The following is a 1,354-nucleotide window of genomic DNA, read 5'->3' on the forward strand; positions in this document are numbered from 1 at the left end:
CGGTGAAGGCCGACGAAGCGTTGCAGATCGGCCTGGCCAACCGGGTGGTGCCGAGCGGTTCGGCGCGAGCCGAGGCCGAGGAGCTGGCGGCGGAACTCGCCGCCTTCCCGCAGGTCGGCGAGCAGCGCCAGCTCCAGCCCGCCGGCCACCGCATAGCCTTCGATGGCGGCGATCAGCGGCTTGCCGAGCTGCATGCGGCTCGGCCCCATCGGCCCGTCGCCCTCCGCCTCCAGACGATTGCGCCGCTCGCCATCCTCGGCTACCGCCGCCAGGTCGGCGCCGGCGCAGAAATTGCCGCCGCTGCCGGTGAGTACCGCGACCCGCGCCGTATCGTCCGCTTCGAACTCGCGCAGGGCGTCGGCCAGGGCCTGGGCGGTCGGCCGGTCCACCGCATTGCGCCGCTCCGGGCGAGCGATGACCAGGGTGGTGACCGGGCCGTTGCGTTCGACGATGACACTCATGACAGACTCCCTGCGGAAAAAGCGAAAAAAGACACCGGCCGGATGGCAGAAGACCGGCGTCAGCCGGTCTTCACCTTAGTCCTTTTCCCGCGGCCGCGCCGCATCCGCCGGGCGTCTCAGAGCGCGTGCTTCTGCAGGTTGGCCATCATTTCACGGAGCGCCTCGACGTTGTCCGCCGGGTGCGCGGCGTTCTCGAAGTCGCAGATCTGCTGCCAGTGCGCGGCCACGTCCTCGGCATCGAAGCCGGCCTTCGGATCGAAGCCGAAGCCCAGGCTGCGCTCCCAGCGCACCTTGCCGATCCAGCCACCGCCGACCTCATAGAGCCCCGAGGTATCCTCGCAGGCCGAGCTGCCGAGGTAGACCACCAGTGGGCTGACCAGCTCCGGCTTGAGCTGCTCGAAGACCTGCGGCGGGATCAGCCCCTCGGTCATCCGCGTACCGCCGGTGGGGGCGATGGCGTTGACCAGGATATTGTTCTTGCGCCCTTCCAGGGCCAGGGTGCGGGTCAGGCCGTAGAGGCCGAGCTTGGCCATGCCGTAGTTGCTCTGGCCGAAGTTGCCGTAGATGCCCGAGGTCGAGGAGGTGAACACCACCCGCCCGTAGGCCTGCTCGCGCAAGTGCGGCCAGGCGGCGCGAGTGACCTTGTAGGCGCCTTCGACATGCACCTGGTAGACCAGGTCCCAGTCGGCGTCCTCCATCTTGTGGAAGGTCTTGTCACGCAGGATGCCGGCATTGTTGACCACCACGTCGACGCGGCCGAAGGCGTCCAGCGCGTTCTCCACGATCCTGCCGCCGTCCGTGACCGAGTCGTGGTTGGCCACCGCGGTGCCGCCGGCGGCACGGATCTCCGCCACCACCTTGTCCGCCGCCGAGGCACTGGCGCCTTCGCCATG

At 69.1% G+C, this 1,354-nt stretch carries 2 protein-coding genes; both read right to left on the reverse strand.

Annotated features, from left to right (window positions below):
• A partial coding sequence (locus FFS27_RS32750; RefSeq protein ID WP_256659907.1) for an enoyl-CoA hydratase-related protein occupies positions 1-461 on the reverse strand: 461 nt, incomplete at its 3' end.
• A gap of 116 nt (positions 462-577) precedes the next feature.
• Positions 578-1,354, reverse strand: a 777-nt coding sequence (locus FFS27_RS32755) for an SDR family oxidoreductase (RefSeq protein ID WP_137952556.1), incomplete at its 5' end; no start/stop codon positions are given.

Source organism: Pseudomonas sp. 2VD, from assembly GCF_005503585.1.
Taxonomy (GTDB): domain Bacteria; phylum Pseudomonadota; class Gammaproteobacteria; order Pseudomonadales; family Pseudomonadaceae; genus Pseudomonas; species Pseudomonas aeruginosa.